Raw genomic sequence first — 17,502 nt, 5'->3', positions numbered from 1 at the left:
TTTATGAAAGACTTTTTTAATCCTGGCGAAGTAATTTTAAAAGAAAATGAAACGTATAATTTTTGTTATTATATTATCTCCGGAAAGGTTATGACTTCTCTAAAAAACAACGAATTACAGCCAGGTGATTTTATAGGTACAATGAGTTTTATTACTGGAAAACCTTTGCTTGAAAGTTATATAGCAAATACTCGGGTTGAAGTTTTAAAAATAAGCAAGGAAACGCTTATAAAATTAATTGATGAAAAAGAATTCGAAAAATTTTTTGAGCATATTTCAAATCTTTACATAAATTTATTTTATAAAAGTGTTTTTGGAGTTATTCCTGATATTTCAGAACTTTTAAAAATGAAAGCTCGCGCCCTTAATAAACGCGATGTATTGGATGATTTAATTTTAGATGAAACAGACGCATTATTATCAGAATTAGATCAAATCTTAAATGCCGGTGAAATATTTGAAACTGAATTGCCGGATGATCCTGATGTTGCAGCTGAAAGTTTTAAGGCTTTATTTGATAAAGATAATTTAGACCTTCCCGGAATAATAGTATATACAACAAATTATATAAGAAAGAATTTAAGCAATAATGTATTGTGTGAGGACTTAATATATGCTTTTGAGAAATCAATAGAAATAGAAGACAGAGCGCTTGTAAAATATTTTTTATATCTATCTACCATTTTTTGTAAAGATAGAGAAAGAATACAGGAAATTTTAGAAGAATACCTTGAAATATTGCGTTTCTGGGGGATTCCTTCCTGGGGAGAAATGTTAATTAGAATAGAAAATTATGAAATGTATCTTAACTTATTTAATAAAAAGAATGAAGGTGAATAATCATGGAAGTTTCTTTAATTACAAACCTTTCAAAAGAAGTTCAGGAAATTGCATATATACAAAGCGGCGTTGTAATTTCTGTATTAAAATATGGAAATGATGAAAAGATGGGGCAGGTATTTTGCGAAGATGATTATTTTGGTCTTGATTCATTAATTTTTGGATTAAATATTATTGATTATTATAAAGTTGGAAAAACTCGTTTTAAAAAAGATTCTTATTCTTTATTTAGAGACCTTTTAAAGGATCCAAATTACATGGAACAATTCTTTTTTAATTTAAAAATAATCTTTATGGAAATAGCTTCTTTTATGAAAAAACCAGAAGAAGAAATATTATTATTAAATTTAAAAAAATTACATAATAGAAGTCAAAAAATAAAAGGATTACCCAAAGAATTTGTTTTAACATATATTTCTCAGGATAAAATACAAAAATTACTATCCAGCGAGCTAATTACTGAAGATGAAGAATTGTATTATTATAATCCTAAGTAAATCACACATATTTAACCTTCATTGTTTTTTAAAACATCTAATTGCACGTAACCTGAAAAAAATGACATTGAAATTTTTTTCATTTTTGCGATAAACTTAAAGTACGAAAACTAAAAAGGATGGTGAACTCTGTTGGGAACAATGAAGGCTATTGTCAAAAAAGAACCTGGAAAAGGATTTTCGCTTGAAGAAGTTGAAATTCCTGAAATTAAAGAGCCAAATGATGTAAAGGTTAAAGTTTTAAATGCTTCCATATGCGGAACTGATTTACATATCTGGAAATGGGATGAATGGTCACAGCAAAGAATTAAAACTCCACAAATTGATGGTCATGAATTTGTTGGTGAAGTTGTTGAAGTTGGTCCTATGGTAAAAGGATTAAAACCGGGAGATATTGTTGCTGCAGAAACACATATTCCATGTGGCGTTTGTAAACAATGTAAAACTGGTAAAATGCACATATGTAAAAATATGCAGATATTAGGTGTGGATAGAGACGGTGTTTTTGCAGAGTATGTTGTAGTACCTGAAATTGTGTTATGGAAACTTGATCCATCTATACCAAGAGAGTTTGCTTCTGTTATGGAACCCCTTGGAAACGCTATACATACAGCTACTGCAGTTGATTTAAGAGGAAAAACCGTTTTAATTACAGGTGCAGGTCCAATTGGAGTTATGGCTGTTCAGGTTGCAAAGGTATCTGGTGCTGCTACAATAATAGTAAGTGAACCTTCAGAATATAGAATGAATATGGCTAAAGAAATGGGAGCAGATTATATTATAAACCCTCTTGAAGAAAATCTTGTAGAAGAAGTTATGAAATTAACAAATGATGATGGCGCAGATGTTTTACTTGAAATGTCAGGTAATCCTAATGCTTTAAATCAAGGAATAAATGCTTTAACTAATGGCGGAGATGCTGTTATACTTGGCGTTTTTCCAACTAATCCTGTTCCATTTGAAATGAATACTGCCGTATTTAAAGGTATAAATATACATTGTATTACAGGAAGAAAAATGTTCGAAACATGGCAAATAGCATCAGAATGGCTAAGAACAAAAAAACTCGATCTTTCAAAGGTTATTACACATGTATTACCAATGGAAGAATTTGAAAAAGGTTTTGAAATTATGAATTCTAAAAAAAGTGGTAAAATAATCCTTAAAATCTCTGAATAAGGGGGAGAGAAAATGAATTTCTATGAACAACTTGTAGCTGAAATGAATGAATTAAAGGAAAATGGATTATTTGTAACTATTAGAACACTTGAAAGTGCTCAGGGTGCATGGTTTGAAGTTGATGGAAAAAAAGTTTTAAATCTTTGTTCAAATAATTATCTTGGTTTCGCGAATAATGAAAGAATGAAAAAAGCTGCTATAGAAGCAATAGAAAAATATGGAGTAGGTCCTGGTGCTGTAAGAAGTATTGCAGGTACAATGGATATACATACACAACTTGAGAAAGAACTTGCTGCATTTAAAAAAACTGAAGCAACTTTAGTTGTTCAATCAGGATTTAATGCTAACCAGGCAGTTATTCCTGCAATTACAACTAAAGATGATGCAATATTATCAGATGAATTAAACCATGCAAGTATTATAGACGGTGTAAGATTATCAAAAGCAAAAAAATACGTATGGAAACATAAAGACGTTAAGGATCTTGAAGAAAAATTAAAAGAAGCTAAAGAAGCTGGAGCAAGAAGACTCTTAATTATCACAGATGGTGTTTTCAGTATGGATGGCGATTTAGCTCCATTACCAGAAATTGTTGAAGTTGCTGAAAAGTATGATGCTATTGTTATGGTTGATGATGCACACGGAGAAGGAGTTCTTGGTGAAAGTGGAAGAGGAATTGTAGACCATTTCCACCTACACGGAAGAGTTCATATAGAGGTTGGTACTCTTTCTAAAGCATTTGGTGTTGTTGGAGGCTTTGTAGCTGGTAAAAAGGAATTAATAGACTATTTAAAACAAAAAGCAAGACCTTTCTTATTTAGTAGTTCATTATCCCCAGCAGAAGCAGGCGCTGCTCTTGAAGCTGTAAGAATACTTGTTGAAAGCGGAGAAGTTGTAGAAAGATTATGGGATAATGCAAAATACTTCAAAGAAAAATTAAATGCACTTGGGTTTGACACATGGCATAGCGAAACACCTATTACACCTGTAATGTTATATGATGCAAAGGTTGCAAAAGAGTTTAGTTTAAAACTCTTTGAAGAGGGTATTTTCGCTCAATCAATTGGATATCCTACAGTACCAAAAGGATTAGCAAGAATCAGGGTTATGATTAGTGCAGCACATACAAAAGAAGATCTTGATTTCGCTGTTGAAAAATTTGAAAAAATCGGTAAAGAATTAAATATTATAAAATAAATAAAATAGCAATGCCTTTGGCATTGCTATTTTATTATAATTTTAATCATCTTCTTTCAACATGTGATAGAGATAAATAACTTATAAAAAAGGCTATAATTGTAAATCCAACCATAATGAATATATCTTTTTGAATCATAGAAAGATTATAATTTAATAAAGCTACTTTTCTTAAAGAATCTATGGAATATTTTATAGGTAATGCATATGACCATTTATACCATACAGATTCCTTAGGAATGGAGATTAATACATCGCCAAATAAAATCATAACTCCAATAAATATAGCGAGCATAAATGTTGTTGTTCTTGTAGTTTTGGCAATAGATGCTATTAACAGCCCAAAAGTAGCAAACATTATTACATTTAATGTTATTAAAATTACTAAATTAATTTCACTCCCAGCAAAATTTGTTCCATAATGTTCAAAAACATACCAGGTTATAAAACTTGAAATTAACCCAAGAAATACATATGTCAATAACTTATATACTGAAAATTCCCAGATTTTAAGCCCATTTGCTCTATATATATCAAGTAATCCATTTTCTCTTGTTTGTGAAACAGATATACCAATTCCTCCCATTGAAAATATCAATATTAATACGAGTATTGATGATGGAGCTAGCATATCCTGAAAATCCAATGATGCACCTTTAACATTTTTTAAAGATCCATCTTTTATATCGGGGATCTTTATGGTAATTTCCGGAGGTACTCTATCCTTATCTACTGAAATACCTCCTTTTAAAACAAATTGCGTTGTTGAACCAACTGAAATTTCAGGAATTCCTGCCAATTCATTAAATAATGCTTTTACCACGGTATAAATAGCAACACTGCTATTTAAATCGTTCGGGTTGGGAACAATTATTAATTGTGTTTTTTTGTAATTCTTTAAATCATTCATAAATCCTTTTGGAATAATTAGAATTGAATCAAATTTATTTTCTTTAATGGCTTCTGTCATCTCTGTTTTAGAGGAAAGCTGTACAGCATCTTTCCATTTAAAAAATTGACTTAAAAACATAAATCCAAATTTACCCAAAAATGAATTATCCTCATTATAAACAGCAATTTTATAATCTGCCAGCATATTTTCTGGAAACAAATTAGAACCAAGATATGCTAACAAAAACGGAATTAGAATTATTGATATAATAAATCCTTTATTTCGAAAAATTTTTATGAGTTCATATTTCATCAGGCTAAATATTTTCATTTTTTTCCTCCTTCTAATTTGACATCATCTTTTTATATTTTATCAAAATTTTTTCACACTTCCAAGTATATTTTATGATATAATGTTAAAGAATTTAAATATAGGAGGTTAAAGTTATGGATTTTAAAAACCTTACTGTGGTAAACCACCCTTTAATCAAACACAAACTTACAATTATGAGAAACAAAAACACCGGTCCAAAAGAATTTAGAGAATTATTAAATGAAATAACTCTATTATTAACTTACGAAGCAACAAGAAATCTGCCAACAATAGATGTAGATGTAGACACACCTATTCAAACAACAACAGGTCAAATGGTTGAAGATAAAAAAATCACCATAGTTCCAATATTAAGAGCAGGTCTTGGTATGATGGATGGTATTTTAAGCCTTGTACCAAATGCCAGTATAGGTTTTCTTGGAATCTATAGAGATCCTGAAACCTTAAAACCTGTAGAATATTATTTAAAATTTCCACCATTTACAGAAAATCACTATGTTTTCATAGTTGATCCAATGCTTGCAACAGGATTCTCAATTAAATATGCCATTAAAAAAGTTAAAGAATTTGGAGTTAAAAATATTATTGTTATGTCATTGTTAGCCGCTCCAGAAGGAGTTAAAAATGTAGAAGAGGAACATCCAGATGTTAAGATTTTTACTGCCGCAATGGATGAAAAATTAAATGATCACGCATATATTATCCCTGGACTCGGGGACGCTGGAGATAGGTTATTTAGAACAAAATAAAAATTAAATTAAAATAAGGGGTTTTAAAACCCCTTATTTTTTATATTTTATTTTATTAAGCCAGCTTTCAAATAATTTTTCCTCACTTATTTTATCGTTTAAATATTCCACAAATTCATTGGAAAAAAATTCATATAATATATAATCTGTGTTTTTATCTATTTTAACTGCATCTTTTAATTGTGAGGCTACAATATTTCCACTTTTCTCCAATCTTTCTATTAACCCTTTATTTGGCATCAGTGTACTGTTATATTCATAAAACTTTTCTGCAACATAATTAGAACCCAAATACTCAAATGCTTTCTCGGTATATTTATTATCTTTCAATAATACCCATTGCTGCCCACCCATAGGTGAAAATCTTCCAGAAAATCCACGAGGTGTATAATAAACTTTAAAATCTTTACCTTTTTCTCTTAAAGTTGAAAAACTCCATGGACCATTAAATATTATTTTTACATCACCAGAAATAAACATTCTCATCATTTCTTCATAAAAATCCGAACACACTCTCGGAATTAAACCATTTTTGTAATAATATTTTATTCTTCTTGATATAGAAATAAAATTTTCCTTATCGGCATTTTCCGTCAAAAAATTCCTATCATTACTTCCATATAAAACACTCATCCACCACCCAGAAACATATGGAATATAAACTGCATATTGCATAATTTTATCTTTATCAAAACCTTTATCCTTAATTGTCTTTCCATTAATATCTACAGTATTATTTTCAATAAAATCAAAAAAATCATTAATAGTTTCTGGCGGTTTTATTTTATCATTCGCATCATAAATCATTACAAGCGTGTCCACTGCCTGCAATACAGGTTCTGATTTTACATATTTTTTAAACCACTCCGGCATTTTTATATCAACACGTGCAATATCAATATTAATATTTTGTTTTATCATTTCCTGAATTCTTGAAAAATGGCCGGAAAAAGGAACTCTTATTATATTAAATTTAATAAAATGAAACATCTCATAATGTTTTAATATTTTTTCTAATCCTATTATTTCTTCTTCAGACATTTGAGTTACAATATTTATATTTTTTCTTGGATATAATATATATACCCCTATTAATACTAAAATCAGAGCTATTCCAAGAATTTTTTTCATTCTTTTTCCCCCATGTTTTTATACAGGTTTCTAATTTTATCTATGTTATTCACAAAAATCTCAACTATTTTCGGATCAAAATGTTTTCCTTCACCGCTCATAATTATTTTTACACCTTCTTCAAATTCAAAAGCTTTTTTATACGGTCTTTCTGATAACAAAGCATCAAACACATCACAAACCGCTACTATTCTTCCTTCTATAGGTATTTCTTCTCCCTTTAATCCTTCTGGATACCCACTCCCATCGTATTTTTCATGATGATATAAAGCTATTTTACTTGCCATTTCAAATAATTCATCATCAACCTTTTTTAATATTTCATATCCTATTGTTGTATGCTTTTTCATTATTTCAAATTCGTCATCATCTAATTTTCCGGGTTTTTGCAAAATTGAATCAGGAATACCTATTTTTCCAATATCATGTAATTGTGCAGCATAATAAATCATTTCTACCTTTTTTTTATCTTCAAATACCTCTTCTGCAATTATTCTTGAAACTTTTCCTACTCGTATTATGTGGTTTCCTGTTATTTCATCTCTAAATTCCGAAATATTTCCAAGGAGTTTTAAAATTTCCTGAATAAGCTTCTTATTTTTTTTCATATATTCTATATTTTGCAAAAACATCATAAATAATGTTTTCCCTATATCATCTATTTCTTTTATATTTGTCTTAGGCACTTCAAATTTTGTATCTTCACCATGAATTAATTTTTCTCCTATAATCTTTGATTTTTCAGAAAATTCTTCTATATTCCTTCTAATTTTTTCATAATGTGATTTTTCTATATAAAAAACAATTATAAATATAATAAGTAATATAGCAATCCATTGTATAGAGGTTTTTATAATATAATCCCATATATGCACATTAATATCTATTAATAAATAAAACGGATAATATGTAAATGTATCATTATTAAATCTCGAATAATAAAATGCATCACCTATTTTTACCAAACCTTTTAAATTAAGATTTTTATCTTTTAAATTTACGTTTTTTTCTATGTTAGAATAAATTATTTTTTTATTATAATCTACAACCATAAAATTCTCTTCAAACTCTAATTTCCTTGCCACATTTTTTATTATATTTGGAAGAAAAACTCTTTTTACATAGTAACTATCATTAACTTTATAAAACGTAAGCAGTTCCTTATCTTTAATTACCGAATATCCACCTAAAGATCCCACATCTTTTAATGCATTTTCAATATTATTTTCTACTATTGAGACCTTTTCAGCCTTTTCGGTTAATAATTGATTATTTATTTCTCTTGTAATTTCTGTAAAAAAGAAATTTGATATTTTATCGTAAATTTTTTCCTTATAACATGTTTCTTTTCTTATATTCATGTATATATTCGGTGGCAGTAAAAGAAGCATTATCAAAAATAAAAATATTAAACTCATTCTATCAAATAGCTCTCTTACTGAGTACTCTCTTCTCATTTTTATACCCCTTCAAAATAATATATATACGCCTCGTGATTTCCATTTATTATTTTCTTTTTATTCTTTGCTTTACTTCCAAAAAAATCTTCAAATTCTTCATGTGAAGTAATGATAGTATATTTAAAATCAGGATATTTTCTTTTTAAATATCTCATCTGTTCATAGATTTTTTCTGCATGATCTTTATCCTTTAATCTATCGCCATACGGCGGATTTGTAATTATATGTCCTTCTTTATAATCAAGATTTATACTTTCCATATTTGCTTTTACAAAGGTTATATATTTATTTATATCAAAATTTCCAGCATTTTTTCTGGCAATTTCTATCATTTTATATGCTTTGTCATAACCATATATTTTTAACTCTTTATTATAATCAATTTCTTTTAATAACTCTTTTTTCATTCCATCAAAAAGATTTGAATTAAAATTATACCAGTCATTAAATGAAAAATCTCTATAAATTCCCGGCGGAATATTTAAACCATACAATACACCTTCAATAGGAATTGTTCCGGAACCACAAAATGGATCTATTAAAGGATATCTTCTTTTCCATCCACTTTTTAATATCATCGCCGCTGCAATTGTTTCTCTCAATGGCGCTTCGCTCACATATTTTCTATATCCCCTTTTGTGCAAGCCATCTCCTGAAGTATCGAGCGCCAAGGTTACTTTATTGTTTTTTATATATACCCTTATTTTATATACGCCTTTTTCTTCATTATACGTGTTTATTTTATATCCTTTTTTTAAATTTTCAATTATTGATTTTTTTACAATTGATTGAATTGTTGATTTATTATATAACTTTGATTTTGAGCTTCTTACCTTGTCAATAATTATTTTTCCATTTTTTGGTAAATACTGTTTTAAATCAATATCCAAAATTCCATCAAATAATTCGTCAAACGTTTCTGCATAAAATTCTCCTATTTTAATCATAACTCTTTCTGCAGTACGCAATAAAATATTTAATTTATAATAATCATATTCTTTACCATAAAATTCAACAATTCCATTATTTGCATTTTTTAATTTATATCCCATTTTTTTCAATTCATTTGAGAGAATTTTTTCCAAACCTATTGAACATAACACCATATATTCCATAATATCACCACACTTAATTTTTTCTATATTATAACATATTTCTTTGTAAAAAGTATGGTAAAATAGCTATTTTTATGTTATAATTATTAAGTATCAACGTTTAAAAGGAAATATATAAAAAATTTACTTATTTTAAGGGAGGGACACCATGAAATTCATCGGCAAGGCATTGTTGTACTCATTTATCGCACTTCTAAATGCCGGATTAATCTGGACTATATTTATTTTATCTGGATTGGGAAATTACGGTCTGGCAGTTGTTATTGCAGCATTTACTATACTCGCAAATATTGCAATATTTTCAAAAAAAGGATACCCATATCGTTATACCTTACCTGCAATGTTTTTCCTATTTATTTTAACAGTATACCCTATTTATTACACAGTAAAAACTGCTTTTACCAATTATGGAACAGGACATTTATTTACAAGAGATCAGGCTATTCAAATTTTATTGGAAGATCCAAATTATTTATATGAACCACAAAATGGTGAAAATTTTAATTTTAAAGTATTTGTTGTTATGAAAGATTTTAAACCAACAGAAGATTTTTTAATACTTTTATATAACGATGATAAATTACTTTTAGCACAAAAACCTTCTGAAATAAAAACAGATGCAAAGGGAAATACCAAATTAGCAGTTTCAGAATTATATGAAATTTCTAAGGATAAATTAAAAGCAAATATTAATGGCGAAATTTATACAGCATTCACAAGAATCGCTATAGACGAAACCTTCAAAGAATTGCCTTTAGAAAAAAAGGCCGAAGAAATTATAGGATTTGAAACGGATTCTGGAAAGAAATATGTATATTTTTATTCACCTATAGACAGAGAAACTTTCAAAAATGCCGCGTTTTATAATTCTGTTCTCAGGCAAAAGTATATAGGAGCTCTTGAATTAAAAACACCAGAAGGAAAAAGTTACAGACTGTCTTCGAGATACATATATAAGAAATTTAATGAATCGTATAGAATATATGAATTAAGAGTCAAACCTATATACAAAAATAATAAAAAAACATACAAAACTATTATATTTAATACCAGAACCAATAGGGAATTAGTAGAAAAAGATGGTGCTTTCTGGGATTATAATGAGAACGGAAAATTAGAAAGACTTATAGGTTATTCGCATTTTGTGGGAGCATATCAATTCAAGCGTATAAAAGATGACCCAAAGATTTCCGGTCCATTTCTTAAAATCTTTGGTTGGACATTTACTTATGCAGCTTTAAGCGTGTTGTTTAGTTTTATTATAGGTATGATTCTGGCTTTAATCCTTAATGATAAAAATATGAAAGGTAGAATATTATATAGAACTCTTTTAATAATACCCTGGGCAGTTCCGGCATTTATTTCTGTATTAATATGGAGAAACGGCTTTTTCAATGAAACATATGGTATATTAAACAGATTTGTTATTACAACGTTGGGACTGGAACCTATAAAATGGTTAAATGACCCATTTTGGGCAAAGGTAGCTGTGTTGATTGTAAATACATGGCTTGGATTTCCATATATGATGACAATAACCTTAGGTGCTTTACAGAGTATTCCAGATGAACTTTATGAAGCAGCTTCTATTGACGGAGCAACACGTTGGACACAATTTAAAAAGATTACTTTACCATTATTAATGGTTTCCCTTACACCTTTACTTGTAAGCAGTTTTGCATTTAATTTCAATAATTTTGTTAATATATATTTGTTAACAGGTGGTGGCCCTGCAATGCCAGGAGCAACAACACCTGCAGGTTCAACAGATATACTCATCTCATATACATATAAATTGGCTTTTGAAGGTTCTCGAGGTCAGGATTTTGGTTTTGCAAGTGCTATTTCAATATTAATCTTTGCTATAGTATCCGGTATTAGTTATTTCAACTTTAAATTATCCGGTGCATTTGAAGAGGTGAGCAGATAATGGCTATGATACAGAAGAAAAATTATATATTAAGACATATATTTCTTATTATAATCACTATAATTGTGCTTTTCCCTTTAGTTTGGGTTGTTACAACATCTGTAAGACGAGATAATGCAGCATTTTCTCCAAAATTATTTTCATCAAGAATTACATTTAATTATTATAGAGATTTATTGTTCCCAAAAGCTACTGTTCCGGAATTAATAAAAGATATGAACAGTACTGCACATTTTATCGGTGAAAATTCTTCTCTTTCATTTGATGAAGCCAGAGAAAAGTTAAATACACAAATCTCTGATTTTGAAACATATATATCAGAAACAAAACAATATTTCGAAGATATAAATTTAAGATTTGAAAATATCCTTACTAATATTAACTCAAAATACTCAAATGAAATATTAAATGATATTAATACTGCAAGAAATAATGAAGTAAAAAATCTTTCCGAAATTGAAAAAGAATTAGTTACGGGAATGGATTTATCAGAAATAAATGAAAATATATCCTCTTTAAAAACTAAAATCAATGAATATTTGAAGCTTAGAGATGAAGCAAGAACCATATTAAACCAAATCTCTATAACTCCAGAAAATAAAACATATATATCTAAAACTTTTGATACAATATATGGCTTAAAACCAGGCTATACGCTCTGGAACATAAGAGTATATAAAAAATGGAAAAAGTTACAACCTGATAATTCAGAATTACAAAAATTACCAGCGATTATAAAATCACTATATGCAAATTGGAAGGATATTACTAAAACAGCTGAACAAGTTGATGCTTACTTTGCAACTCTTGAAAATGAAAAATACGGTAATGAGCTTTCAAAACTAAAAGATTATGAAAGTAAAATTAGTTCTTTACAGAAAAAATCAAATGAATTATCTTCAAAAATTAGCGAAAAGAATAAAGAAATATTAAAATTAAATGGTGACTTAAATGCATTATTGGAAATCTACGCTCCATATGGCGAAAAACTTTCCTCGGCAGTTGATATATTTAAAAAGTACAATTTAAAGGAAAAAAAGATTTATACATTGGAAATGCAAAAATTAATGGATAATGCAAAATATCTTTCAAATGCATTTACTACAATAAATGAAAATTTTGTATTATTCGATGATTTTAAAGAATACAAAACCTACATTGAATCATTTGCCAGTTCTTTCATATGGATAAATGATAATGCAGTAAAAATTTATTCAAATAAAGATGTGGAATTTTTAAATCCCGCATATAAAACAATTACAGGTGTAATTGAAGCTATTAATCCAACAATAAAAACCTTTGAAAATCTTGTTTTAACCTTAGCAACGAATATAAAAGAAGCTGAAACATTGGATAGCGAGTATTCAAGGATAAAAACTGAATTAGAAAAATACAATAATGAATATAACACTTTATACAATTCTCTTAAAACTGAATTTGATAAATTTGATAAATTAAAGAATTATGGCGAATTATTAATGGTAAAGGAATTTATAAACGCTGATGTTAATAATTATGAAGAAGCACAATTTATTTCAACGTTATTAAATTCTAAAATATTTAAATACTACAAGCCAGATAAGAAGGATATAAACATCTTCACATTAAAAGAAAATATTGAAGAAGCCAATGAAAAATTCCAGAAAAGTCTTGTTTCATTTAATAAAATAATAGAAGAATTTGAATCACAATTAGCAGAGTTGAAAAACAATTCTGATGATTACTTAAAATTAAATTATGGTGGATATACAGCAGATATTTTGCCTATTATGCAAATTTCATCTATATACAACTCAAAATACGGTCCTGCAAAGGCTGATCTCTCAAGATCCTCAAGAATTGTATCAGACCTTTCTGATTCTGTAAAATATAAGGCTTTAAAATCAGATTTAAGAAAAATAGATGGAAATATATATAATCTACTTGACAAATGGAATCCAAAGCAAAGAAAGCCTTTCTTAAGATGGCTCATGAACTCTATAATCGTGGCTGGAATTACTGCAATACTAACAGTTTTAATGACAGCTGTTGCAGCTTATCCATTTAGTAGAATGAGATTTAAAGGAAGAAAAGAAGGGTTATTATATTTAATGCTTATTCAAATGTTCCCTGCAATTATGTATATGGTTGCATTATATGGAATCCTTAAATTCATGGGTGATTATTTTGGATTTATAGGTCTCGATACGTTATCAGGGTTGATATTTGTTTATCTTGGTGGTGTTGCATTTAATATGTGGCTTATAAAAGGGTATTACGATACTATTCCAGATTCTCTTGAAGAATCTGCCATGATTGATGGCGCTACAAGATTCCAGACTTTCTGGTTAATTGTATTGCCTCTTGCATCACCAATTTTAGCAGTTGTAACTATATTATCATTTATGGGAACATTCAATGAATTTGTTATGGCAAGAATAGTTCTTGCAAGTGAACAGAACTTCACATATGCTGTCGGATTACAAACATTCTCATCAGGTCCATTTGAAACTGAATGGGGTCTATTTACAGCAGCAGCATTATTAGGTGCAGTTCCAATGGTTATTCTATTCCTTTCCATGCAAAAATATCTTGTAGGTGGATTAACTCAGGGTTCAGTAAAAGGATAATTCACATAACATAAATAAATCCCCGTGTAATTACACGGGGATTTATTTTATCAAATTTGATATCATTTTTCATTGCTATTTACTGTTAAATATTTTTCAATATCAATAATCTTTCCCAATTTAGTTATGTCATCATCATGTGTAGAAATTATAGCTATTTTGTTTTTGAAAAACTCGTTTAATCTATCCAATATTTTTTGTTTTGTTTTTTTATCAACTCCGGTTAAAGGTTCATCAAGCAATATTACTTCTTTTTCTTTAGCTATTAATGTTCTGGCAAGTAATATTCTTGATTTTTGCCCCCCGGATATATTTTTCCCATTTTCTTCTAATTCATAATCTAAATCAAAATCTTTTAAATCTAAAATTTGTAAAATCCTTTCCACTTCTTTTTTATCTATATCTCTTCCAAGAGATATATTTTCATATATACTTTCTTTAAATATATAATCATTTTGATTCATATATGCAGTTTTGTTTAATATACTTTCTTTTAATTCTTTGCCATTAATTCTTATTTTACCATCTAACAACGGAAGATTCCCCACTAATACCTCAAAAAATGTAGTTTTTCCACTACCGCTTTTTCCTTTTAATATAATCACTTCATTTGATTTTGCTTTAAACGTTAAACCTTCTATTATTTTTTTATCCTCATATCCATAACCCGCTTTATCAATTTCCAATGATTTTATACTCTCATTAAACTTTTCTATTTCATTTTTTTGTGAAATATCTGTAATTTTTTCTATTTCATTTTTGGTTGGAATGCTTATATATTCCTGTAAAATCTTTTTGGTTGACAATGCTTTTGAAATTTCACCTGTTATTAATGATAATTGCGATGCAATTATCAATATTGTTCCTGAATAACTCATTATCATCTGAAAGGTTCCAAAGGTTATTTCTCTCTTTATTAATTGATTAATTGATATTATTAAAATCAATACGAATGCTGTATTTCTAATAAATTCAGGAAACATATTTATATATTTATGATTAATTGAATATGCTTTTTTTGCTTTTTGAGTATAGCTTCCAAACCTATTATTCAATTTAACATCAAAAAAATGTTTTATCTTATTAAACAAATATAGATCAACCCTGGCTTTCAATAAATTTTCTGTATATGCTTTTATTTCCCTTTCTTCATTTCTTAATTTTTCAAAACCTTTTGAATTTATTTCCCAGGCTTTTCTGAAATACATAAATACTACTATTATATAGGCTATTAAAATTACTGTGTAAACCTTATTTATCTGGAACATTATATAACTTGATAATATTATATATATTATAGACAAAACACTTAAAACAATTCTTGGATTCATTATTGATAAAAATGTTTCTATATCAGTAAATATTATTGCCTGTATATATCCTATTCCATTTTTAGATATATCTTCTCTCTTATTTTCTATAATATTTTTCAGTATTCTTTTTCTTAATTCCTTTTCAGATAAAAGTTGAGAATATACAGATAAAACCTTTGAAATTGATTCCGATAGTTCTGATAATATATAATATAAAAATAGCATAATTATCAAATTTAATTCAAAATTTTTATTTTGAATTACTCCATCCAGTATTTCTTTTATTTGCATTGGAACCTTCACCTGAAAAATCATACTTGATACTCCAAATATTACTGAAATAAAAAAGAGAAACAGATTTTTATATCCAACATTTTTTATAATTTTCCACATACTCTCACCCTAACTCCAATATTTTGTCAGCTTTAGTATCAAGGATATGATCATGAGTTATTACTATACACATTTTCTTCTCTTTTATTTTTTCCAATATCTCAATTATTAATTCTTTATTTTTATTGTCTATATTTACAAATGGTTCATCAAAAATTACTATTTGAGAATCGTCTATTATAGTTCGCCCAATTAATACACGTTTTAATTGTCCTCCTGAAATATTTTCTCCGTTAAAATCTATTGTATAATTTACATCTAAATCTTCTAAGCCCGTTTTTCGCATTGTTTCTTTTATTTTCTCTTCTTCATGATTTCTTCCAAAATCTATATTTTCTTTTATTGTTCCTCTAATATGATAACTATCCTGCATCAAAACCTTTATATTTCTTTTCAGATATTCCGGACTAACCTCTTTTATATTTTTCCCATTTATTAATATATTTCCGTATTCTGGCTCAAAAAATTTTAATAGAATTTTTATCAATGTACTTTTTCCTATTCCACTTTTTCCTCTTATTAAATATAATCCTGGCCCTGAAAATTTAAAATCTAAATTTTCAAATATTTTATTCTTCCCATTATATCCAAATTTTAATTTTTCAACTGCAATTTCAGGCTTTTCTATATAATCATTTCCTACTATTTCATAAGTATTTTCCGTAGAAATTTCCTCTATTTCTTTAACTTTTTCTCTACTTACTTTTATCTTTTTAAATTCGTTTAATAAGAAATATAATACTTCTGGTGGATCTGTTATATCTTCTTTAAACTGGAAAATCATAAAATATGTTCCAAGAGTTAAAATTCCAGTTTTTATGTCATTTACCAATAAATATACCATCATTACATTATATATTACTGTTGATATTGAATTTAAAAGATTTCCAAAAACATATTTTATATAATATTTCATTTGCTCTTTTATATTCTTAATTTCATGTTTTTCCTTTAACTTATAGAAGCTATCAAATATATTATATTGGTATATAACCTTATTTCCAGAAATAAAATCCAGATAATGATCCATAAGATTTTTATATGCATTATTTATTTCGTCATACTTTATTTTATGAATAATATATGAATTTATTCCCAATACTGCTAAATATATCAATGATATTAAAAAATATTTTAATCCGGCTATATACCAGATTATTCCAAAAGCTATAAATGTTTTTATTAATCTTGCATATAGCATTGCAAAGAATATCTGTGTTGGTTCAACTACATTATATGAATCATCAAATATTATATTTATTAATTTTCCATTTTCATGTTTTTTGTTTTTATCATATAATCCCTTTAATATTAAACTTTTTATTTTCTCAGTATAAAAATGTGGCCATATATGCCTATTCTTCACTCCAAAATATAACAATAACATCAACTCAATAAGCACCATTGCTGAATATACATATGCTCCATACAATGCCTTTTCAGGACTTTTTATTGACATATCTATTATCCACTTTAGTAATAGGGGAATTGCTATTCCATATCCTACTCTCAATAATATTTCTAATACAAATAATATATTATTTTTTGTTTTTAGTTTCATATTTTATACCTCCTAATTTCCTACTGGTAATTTTAGTATATTAATTCAATAATCTCATTTGTATATAACTCAAAAAGATACTTATTATTTACAACATTGATCAAAAGCGTGTTGCTTTGGGATATTAGTTTTTTGAAGACGATGAAAGAGTTTTGATTGATGAGATTATTGAGAGGTTTTTAAAATAACCATTCCAGAAATTCTGGAAGGGTTATTTAAATAAATTATCTTAATTCACTTTCGATGGACTTTCAAAGTTCGTTTTTATAAACCACACATTCTACTCTTCAATTATACCATATC

The 17,502-nt window shown here is 27.6% G+C and carries 13 protein-coding genes; 7 read left to right on the top strand and 6 right to left on the bottom strand.

The features are described from left to right. Positions 1–3 precede the first annotated feature (3 nt). The 4 genes from LN42_RS08415 to LN42_RS08400 all read left to right on the top strand — a co-directional run bounded on the left by LN42_RS08415 (position 4) and on the right by LN42_RS08400 (position 3,713). On the top strand, positions 4–840 hold the full coding sequence (locus LN42_RS08415; protein WP_014297089.1) for a cyclic nucleotide-binding domain-containing protein: 837 nt from the start codon (positions 4–6) through the stop codon (positions 838–840). 2 nt (positions 841–842) lie between these two features. Further along, positions 843–1,337 (top strand): hypothetical protein, encoded by a 495-nt coding sequence (locus LN42_RS08410; RefSeq protein ID WP_014297088.1) that lies wholly within the window; start codon positions 843–845, stop codon positions 1,335–1,337. 141 nt (positions 1,338–1,478) lie between these two features. Further along, complete coding sequence (tdh, locus tag LN42_RS08405) at positions 1,479–2,516, top strand: L-threonine 3-dehydrogenase (RefSeq protein ID WP_014297087.1); 1,038 nt, start codon at positions 1,479–1,481, stop codon at positions 2,514–2,516. A gap of 12 nt (positions 2,517–2,528) precedes the next feature. Further along, positions 2,529–3,713 carry a glycine C-acetyltransferase gene (locus LN42_RS08400; RefSeq protein ID WP_014297086.1) on the top strand — a complete coding sequence of 395 codons (1,185 nt, stop codon included), beginning with the start codon at positions 2,529–2,531 and terminating at the stop codon, positions 3,711–3,713. Between the two features lie 46 nt (positions 3,714–3,759). Here the strand turns inward: LN42_RS08400 and LN42_RS08395 are convergent, their stop codons facing one another. Beyond that, positions 3,760–4,935 carry an ABC transporter permease gene (locus LN42_RS08395; RefSeq protein ID WP_014297085.1) on the bottom strand — a complete coding sequence of 392 codons (1,176 nt, stop codon included), beginning with the start codon at positions 4,933–4,935 and terminating at the stop codon, positions 3,760–3,762. Positions 4,936–5,051: 116 nt separating this feature from the next. On the opposite strand from LN42_RS08395, the gene upp reads away from it, so the two are divergent. Next, the gene (upp, locus tag LN42_RS08390; protein ID WP_014297084.1) at positions 5,052–5,687 is read left to right on the top strand and encodes a uracil phosphoribosyltransferase; all 636 of its coding nucleotides are present in this window, start codon (positions 5,052–5,054) and stop codon (positions 5,685–5,687) included. A 33-nt stretch (positions 5,688–5,720) separates the two neighbouring features. Here the strand turns inward: upp and LN42_RS08385 are convergent, their stop codons facing one another. The 3 genes from LN42_RS08385 to LN42_RS08375 are packed head-to-tail and all read right to left on the bottom strand — an operon-like array spanning position 5,721 to position 9,393. Further along, positions 5,721–6,818, bottom strand: coding sequence for an extracellular solute-binding protein (locus LN42_RS08385; protein ID WP_014297083.1), 1,098 nt, complete (start codon positions 6,816–6,818; stop codon positions 5,721–5,723). Then, positions 6,815–8,275, bottom strand: coding sequence for an HD-GYP domain-containing protein (locus tag LN42_RS08380; protein WP_014297082.1), 1,461 nt, complete (start codon positions 8,273–8,275; stop codon positions 6,815–6,817). The genes LN42_RS08385 and LN42_RS08380 overlap by 4 nt, the downstream gene beginning before the upstream one ends. Positions 8,276–8,277: 2 nt before the next feature. Next, complete coding sequence (locus LN42_RS08375; protein WP_014297081.1) at positions 8,278–9,393, bottom strand: class I SAM-dependent RNA methyltransferase; 1,116 nt, start codon at positions 9,391–9,393, stop codon at positions 8,278–8,280. A gap of 148 nt (positions 9,394–9,541) precedes the next feature. On the opposite strand from LN42_RS08375, the gene LN42_RS08370 reads away from it, so the two are divergent. Together LN42_RS08370 and LN42_RS08365 are read left to right on the top strand one after the other, a co-directional pair. Further along, positions 9,542–11,323 carry an ABC transporter permease subunit gene (locus tag LN42_RS08370; RefSeq protein ID WP_075780684.1) on the top strand — a complete coding sequence of 594 codons (1,782 nt, stop codon included), beginning with the start codon at positions 9,542–9,544 and terminating at the stop codon, positions 11,321–11,323. Further along, on the top strand, positions 11,323–13,932 hold the full coding sequence (locus tag LN42_RS08365; RefSeq protein WP_075780683.1) for a sugar ABC transporter permease: 2,610 nt from the start codon (positions 11,323–11,325) through the stop codon (positions 13,930–13,932). The genes LN42_RS08370 and LN42_RS08365 overlap by 1 nt, the downstream gene beginning before the upstream one ends. A 62-nt stretch (positions 13,933–13,994) precedes the next feature. Here the strand turns inward: LN42_RS08365 and LN42_RS08360 are convergent, their stop codons facing one another. Then, the gene (locus tag LN42_RS08360) at positions 13,995–15,638 is read right to left on the bottom strand and encodes an ABC transporter ATP-binding protein (RefSeq protein WP_075780682.1); all 1,644 of its coding nucleotides are present in this window, start codon (positions 15,636–15,638) and stop codon (positions 13,995–13,997) included. Between the two features lie 4 nt (positions 15,639–15,642). Beyond that, entirely contained in the window at positions 15,643–17,199 is a 1,557-nt protein-coding gene (locus tag LN42_RS08355; RefSeq protein ID WP_075780681.1) for an ABC transporter ATP-binding protein, read from the bottom strand. Between the last annotated feature and the right edge of the window lie 303 nt (positions 17,200–17,502).

Origin of the sequence: Marinitoga sp. 1137 (assembly GCF_001941525.1) — a bacterium.
GTDB classification, from domain to species: Bacteria; Thermotogota; Thermotogae; order Petrotogales; family Petrotogaceae; genus Marinitoga; species Marinitoga piezophila.
This window is presented reverse-complemented; position numbering and strand designations above follow the sequence as displayed.

Bases quoted from the DNA above. Each gene is read 5' to 3' on its own strand.
- LN42_RS08415 (WP_014297089.1), top strand. From the start codon at position 4: ATGAAAGACTTTTTTAATCCTGGCGAAGTAATTTTAAAAGAAAATGAA.
- LN42_RS08410 (WP_014297088.1), top strand. From the start codon at position 843: ATGGAAGTTTCTTTAATTACAAACCTTTCAAAAGAAGTTCAGGAAATT.
- tdh (WP_014297087.1), top strand. From the start codon at position 1,479: ATGAAGGCTATTGTCAAAAAAGAACCTGGAAAAGGATTTTCGCTTGAA.
- LN42_RS08400 (WP_014297086.1), top strand. From the start codon at position 2,529: ATGAATTTCTATGAACAACTTGTAGCTGAAATGAATGAATTAAAGGAA.
- LN42_RS08395 (WP_014297085.1), bottom strand. From the start codon at position 4,935: ATGAAAATATTTAGCCTGATGAAATATGAACTCATAAAAATTTTTCGA.
- upp (WP_014297084.1), top strand. From the start codon at position 5,052: ATGGATTTTAAAAACCTTACTGTGGTAAACCACCCTTTAATCAAACAC.
- LN42_RS08385 (WP_014297083.1), bottom strand. From the start codon at position 6,818: ATGAAAAAAATTCTTGGAATAGCTCTGATTTTAGTATTAATAGGGGTA.
- LN42_RS08380 (WP_014297082.1), bottom strand. From the start codon at position 8,275: ATGAGAAGAGAGTACTCAGTAAGAGAGCTATTTGATAGAATGAGTTTA.
- LN42_RS08375 (WP_014297081.1), bottom strand. From the start codon at position 9,393: ATGGAATATATGGTGTTATGTTCAATAGGTTTGGAAAAAATTCTCTCA.
- LN42_RS08370 (WP_075780684.1), top strand. From the start codon at position 9,542: ATGAAATTCATCGGCAAGGCATTGTTGTACTCATTTATCGCACTTCTA.
- LN42_RS08365 (WP_075780683.1), top strand. From the start codon at position 11,323: ATGGCTATGATACAGAAGAAAAATTATATATTAAGACATATATTTCTT.
- LN42_RS08360 (WP_075780682.1), bottom strand. From the start codon at position 15,638: ATGTGGAAAATTATAAAAAATGTTGGATATAAAAATCTGTTTCTCTTT.
- LN42_RS08355 (WP_075780681.1), bottom strand. From the start codon at position 17,199: ATGAAACTAAAAACAAAAAATAATATATTATTTGTATTAGAAATATTA.